This window comes from Candidatus Stygibacter australis, assembly GCA_030765845.1.
GTDB classification, from domain to species: Bacteria; Cloacimonadota; Cloacimonadia; order Cloacimonadales; family TCS61; genus Stygibacter; species Stygibacter australis.
The window spans coordinates 1-5,147 of record JAVCDJ010000019.1 but is presented as its reverse complement, the minus strand read 5'-3'; the positions used below and the strand labels follow the sequence as shown (position 1 = coordinate 5,147).

General features: G+C 41.0%; 5 protein-coding genes. All 5 read right to left on the bottom strand.

Features of this window, described 5'->3' with window-relative positions; all coding sequences use genetic code 11:
• Positions 1-630: 2Fe-2S iron-sulfur cluster-binding protein (locus tag RAO94_00985; protein ID MDP8320903.1), on the bottom strand; the 630-nt coding region annotated here is incomplete at its 3' end.
• A 10-nt stretch (positions 631-640) separates the two neighbouring features.
• A complete protein-coding gene (locus tag RAO94_00980; GenBank protein ID MDP8320902.1) occupies positions 641-2,404 on the bottom strand; it encodes an NADH-quinone oxidoreductase subunit NuoF in 1,764 nt (587 codons plus the stop codon).
• A 9-nt stretch (positions 2,405-2,413) separates the two neighbouring features.
• Positions 2,414-2,872 (bottom strand): NADH-quinone oxidoreductase subunit NuoE, encoded by a 459-nt coding sequence (nuoE, locus tag RAO94_00975; GenBank protein ID MDP8320901.1) that lies wholly within the window; start codon positions 2,870-2,872, stop codon positions 2,414-2,416.
• 131 nt (positions 2,873-3,003) lie between these two features.
• Complete coding sequence (gene gdhA, locus RAO94_00970) at positions 3,004-4,347, bottom strand: NADP-specific glutamate dehydrogenase (protein MDP8320900.1); 1,344 nt, start codon at positions 4,345-4,347, stop codon at positions 3,004-3,006.
• A 318-nt stretch (positions 4,348-4,665) separates the two neighbouring features.
• Entirely contained in the window at positions 4,666-4,995 is a 330-nt protein-coding gene (locus RAO94_00965; GenBank protein ID MDP8320899.1) for a hypothetical protein, read from the bottom strand.
• Positions 4,996-5,147: the final 152 nt, after the last annotated feature.

The following is a 5,147-nucleotide window of genomic DNA, read 5'->3' as shown; positions in this document are numbered from 1 at the left end:
CAGATAATATCCACAGGTTAATCCGGAAGGTCCAGCACCAATAATGGCAATCTTCTTACCCTTATCTGCTTCTTTCTCAGGAATATAGCTGTAATCAAGTCCTAAATCAAAATCTGCTGCATGACGTTTAAGATGACGGATGGCAATGGGCTCATCCACAATACTGCGACGACATTCTGCTTCACAAAAAGCCGGACATACTCTTCCTATTGATAAAGGCATGGGCAGCTTCTCTTTGATCACTTTCACAGCTTCCTGGTATTGACCATTGGCAATCAGGGAGACATAGGTTTGAATATCCACATGATCAGGGCAGGCCACTGTACAGGGAGCTTCACAATCAGCATAATGATCACTTAAAAGCAGTTCTAATGCTGTTTTCCTGGCATCATGCACATCTTCGGTATCTGTCCAGATCTTCATACCGTCATAGATATCGGTTCCACAGGCGGTAACAAATCCTCTGCGTCCCTCAACCTTTACAGCACATACCCAGCAGCTTCCGAAAGGTTGTAATTCCTCATCATGGCAGAGTGTAGGTATTTCATATCCGTGTTCTTGCGCCAGTTCAAGAATTGTCTTGCCTGGCTCAGTCTTTATTTCTTTTCCATTTAAAGTTAATGTTATCATATCCACACCTTTAGACCTTTACTACTGCGTCAAAGCGACAGGCTTCATAGCATGCACCACACTTGATACATTTATCCTGATCCACCACATGAACCTGCTTCACTTGACCAGTGATCGCATCAACCGGGCACTTGCGTGCACACAGCGTGCAACCCACACATTTACTGGCATCAATCGTATATTTAAGAAGCGCTGTACACACTCCAGAAGGGCATCTTTTATCCACGATATGGGCAATATATTCATCCCTGAAATATTTGATAGTTGTCAAAACAGGGTTTGGTGCACTTTTACCCAGTCCACAAAGTGAAGTGTCAATGATCTGCTTTGCCAGCTTTTCCAGAGTGTCAATGTCTTCCATCACACCTTCACCTCTGGTGATCCGGTTCAATATCTCCAACATCCGTTTAGTTCCCACCCGGCAGAAAGTACATTTTCCACAGCTTTCATTCTGAGTAAAATTCAGGAAGAATCTGGCAATATCTATCATACAGGTATCCGTATCCATCACAACCATTCCACCAGAGCCCATAATGGCACCTGTTTTCAGAATGGATTCATATTCCACAGGAGTGTCCAGAAGATGCTCAGGAATACATCCACCTGAAGGCCCACCTAATTGAACTGCCTTAAAGGGCTTATCAAATTTCATGCCGCCACCAACTCCATAAATAACTTTACGAAGTGTAGTTCCCATGGGCACTTCTATCAAACCACTATTTTTGATCTTTCCTGTCAGAGCGAACGCCTTGGTTCCTGTACAACTTTCCACCCCATATTTACGGTATTCTGATGCACCATGCAGGATTATCCAGGGAATATTTCCATAAGTTTCCACATTATTATTATTGGTTGGCTTTGCCCAGAGTCCACTTTTTGCCGGGAAGGGAGGACGCAGATTTGGCATTCCCCGCTTTCCTTCAATAGAACCGATCAAAGCTGTCTCTTCACCACAAACAAATGCTCCTGCACCTTCCTTGATATGAAGATCAAAACTGAAATCACTGCCAAAGATATTTTTACCAATAATGCTACGTTCTTCTGCATCTGCAATAGCTTTCTTGAGATGACGCACTGCCAGCGGATATTCTGCCCGGCAATATACATATCCTTCATCTGCTCCAATTGTATAGGCACAGATCAGCATACCTTCGATCACACTATGTGGATCTCCTTCCAGAATACCTTTATCCATAAAAGCTCCCGGATCACCTTCATCTGCATTACAGATCACATACTTCTTATCGCTTTGGTTCTGCCAGGCAAACTGCCATTTGAGACCCGTAGAAAATCCAGCCCCGCCACGTCCACGCAATCCGGAATCTTTCACTTCCTTGATCACATCTTCGGGACTCATGGTTTTCAATACTTTTTCTAATGCTTTATAACCATCATTCTCCAAGTATTCTTCAATACTTTCGGGATCGATCCGTCCAGCATTACGCAGTACTATTCTGGTCTGAGCAGCTTTATTATCATTTTCAGGACAGTCATAATCAGGTGATAAAATTGCCTTCTCAAGTAACGGAGTGTTTTGCAGGCAGCTTTCGATTATTGGTGCGATATCGGCTTCATTCAATCTGCCATAAGTGATATTCTTGCCATTATCAGTAGTTATCTCGATGATAGGTTCAGCAAAACACATGCCAATACAGGCTGTCTTACGCAATTTGATATCAAGGTCTTTATCACTTATATAGTTTTTGATGCCATCATAGATTGCTCCGGCTCCCGCAGCTAATCCACAACTGGCAAGTCCTACTTTTATTTCCATCACATCCCCCTATTCGTATCTGTCCAAAATTTTACCGACACTGTCAGGAGTCAGTTTTCCATGAGTATCTTCATCTATCATCATTACGGGTGCAAGACTGCAGCAGCCCAGGCAGGCTACTTCCATCAAAGTGTATCTCCCATCATCTGTCGTATCTTCCAGCTCATTTAGATCCAAATGGCTCTGGACTGCATGAAATATCGTCTCTGCTCCAGATACATGGCACGCTGTTCCCACGCAAACTCTGATGATATGACGACCCTGCGGTTTTAAACGAAACATGGAATAAAAGGTTGCCACTCCATAGATATCTGCTATCTTGATGCCAGTCTGTTCTGATGCATAGACCATGATCTCTCTTTTCAAAAAACCTTCTACAGACTGCAAATCCTGCAGTAGCGGAATAGTAGCTCCCTTTTTACCCTTATATTTCTCGATTATTGCATCAATCTCTTTTTTGTTTTCCATCACTCTACCCTATTTTACATTTCTTTAAAAAACAAAAGAGATTTACCCTCAGGGATAAATCTCTTATTTGATTAGTTATTCATTTCATAAAAAAATCAGGTGAGATATCTCACCTGATTTAATTTTATATTTTATACTACTCCGTGGGCAAGCATAGAATCTGCTACTTTCTTGAAACCAGCAATGTTGGCTCCATTTACGTAGTTACAGAAATCTCCTACCATACCATAAGTAATACATTGTTTGTGAATCTCGATCATGATATTGTGAAGTTTTTCATCCACTTCTTCACGAGTCCAGCTCAAACGCAGACTATTCTGTGACATTTCCAGTCCAGAAGTGGCAACACCACCAGCATTAGCGGCTTTACCTGGTCCGTATAAAAGCTTGTTATTAATAAATACTTCTACTCCAGCAGGTATTGTAGGCATGTTTGCACCTTCAGATACTACCTGGCAACCAGCATCAACTAATGCCTGAGCCTGAGCTGCATTGATCTCATTTTGAGTTGCTGCGGGAAGAGCTACATCTACATGTCCGATCTCACCAACGATATCCCATACACTTTTACCTTCATAATACTTAGCACCTGGATACTTAGCTACGTATTCTTTAATACGTCCACGCTTAACGTTCTTAAGGTTCATTACAAATGCAAGCTTATCAGCATCGATTCCAGCTGGATCATAAATTGTTCCAGAAGAATCACAAAGTGTTACCACTTTGCCACCAAATTCAGTTGCTTTCTCTGTTGCATACTGAGCAACATTTCCGGCTCCTGATACTACTACGGTCTTGCCTTCAAATGTCATTCCCTTGGTCTTCATCATTTCTTTGGCAAAATATACTGTGCCGTATCCCGTTGCTTCTGGACGGATCAATGATCCACCCCATTCGCGACCTTTACCAGTGAGAACACCAGTAAATTCGTTACGGAGTTTCTTATACATTCCAAAAAGGAATCCGATCTCACGTCCACCAACACCAATATCACCAGCTGGTACATCTGTGTCTGGTCCGATATGACGGAATAATTCCATCATGAAAGACTGGGTGAAACGCATTACTTCACCGTCGCTCTTACCTTTGGGATCAAAATCACTTCCACCTTTTCCTCCACCCATTGGTAAAGTTGTAAGGCTGTTTTTGAATACCTGTTCGAATCCGAGGAACTTCAAAATTGAAAGATTTACTGAAGGATGAAAACGAAGTCCACCTTTATAAGGTCCGATTGCGCTATTGAATTCTACCCGGTAACCTTTGTTTACGTGTACTTTGTTGTTGTCATCTACCCATGGCACTCTAAACAAAATTGTACGTTCAGGTTCACAAATTCTTTCCAATATAGCAGCATCCTTGTACGCTGGATTTGCTTCAGCAAAATCCCAGATACTTTCAACTACTTCCGTTACGGCCTGATGAAATTCAGGCTGATTTGGATTTTTGGCTTTGATCATATCCAAAAAAGCATTCATTGTCATAAGACAACCTCCAAATTATTTTGGGGTAACAAATGTAGCCCTATATTATGTTGTCAAGTCGCAAACTTATTTTATTAACTATTTATTCTAAACTTATAATTTTTATACCAATTCTTCACATCTATCATCAGTTATTACACCCCATCATCCCTTGATCTAATTCCTCTCTCACTCTCATTAACACCCAAATTTATTTGGTGAGAAAACTTCCCCATGCCTCCCAGTTCAGTCGCTTCAGCGACTTCCTGATTATTGCTAAAAAAAGAGGTGAGTAAGTAACTTACTCACCTCATTCCTTTATTAATGGAAACTTTATTTTTCGACTACATTAAGGTTAATTTCGAGTTTATATATTCCAGAGCGATATTCCTGATGTGTTGTTCTAACAATTTCTCCAGTGATCTCAGCAGGCTCCTGCTTCGTGATCTCACGATTGTCCTTTTCTCCTCGCTCTCCTTTGTAAACATCACTATCACAATATAGTGTAAAAAAGCTGTCATCAGCATCGTCACCTTTCACCCAAAACATACCTCCATCTTCTCCATACTCGATAGTCAGCGTGTAAGTTCCATAGTAATAATAATAATCGTCTTCATATTGGTAATCGTATGTCCCCGGAGAACATATATAATATTGACCCAATGCAAAGTAATACGGTATCCCGGAATTATTAGTCCCAAAATTATAACTGATATTTCCGACTTGTCTAAGTGCTTGAAAAATATATAAGATATGTAAAAGAAAGCATTGACAAAAAGACCTCGTATTTTATTGTTACATTGTGAGTTACATCA

Bases quoted from the DNA above. Each gene is read 5' to 3' on its own strand.
- RAO94_00980 (MDP8320902.1), bottom strand. From the start codon at position 2,404: ATGGAAATAAAAGTAGGACTTGCCAGTTGTGGATTAGCTGCGGGAGCC.
- nuoE (MDP8320901.1), bottom strand. From the start codon at position 2,872: ATGGAAAACAAAAAAGAGATTGATGCAATAATCGAGAAATATAAGGGT.
- gdhA (MDP8320900.1), bottom strand. From the start codon at position 4,347: ATGAATGCTTTTTTGGATATGATCAAAGCCAAAAATCCAAATCAGCCT.